The organism is Cupriavidus sp. 05N39 (genome assembly GCF_056397325.1).
The window spans coordinates 1-375 of the sequence record NZ_JBFTNE010000390.1; the positions used below are offsets into that span (position 1 = coordinate 1).

Consider the following 375-nt stretch of genomic DNA (forward strand, 5'->3'; position numbering starts at 1 on the left):
CAAGGATGCCCGGGCGCCAGGCTTACCATCTGGACATTCCGCGCGCGGCCAGCGCGGCGGAACTGTCGGTGGTGTCGTTCGAGGCAGTGGAGCGATTGGGAGATCTCTATACCGTCACGATCCGGCTAACCCACCCGCTGGAACTCGACCGGGCTGAATACCTCAATTGTGATGCGACCTTCGTCATTGACCCCGGCGACGGCAGCGAACCGCGCCGGTTCGCGGGGTGGATATCGGCGTTCTCACGCACGAAGCGCACGCGCGATTTCTTCGCCTACGAAATCGTGCTCCGGCCACTGGCCGCGCGGCTCGAACTCGTCCGGACCACGCGCATCTACCAGAACAAGACGGCCCCCCAGATCATCGAGGCTATCC

Annotated in this window: 1 protein-coding gene; it reads left to right on the forward strand. The window is 64.0% G+C overall.

Annotated elements, in window-relative coordinates; all coding sequences use genetic code 11:
* Positions 1-5: 5 nt before the first annotated feature.
* Positions 6-375: contractile injection system protein, VgrG/Pvc8 family (locus tag AC1DN0_RS41845; protein ID WP_477146721.1), on the forward strand; the 370-nt coding region annotated here is incomplete at its 3' end.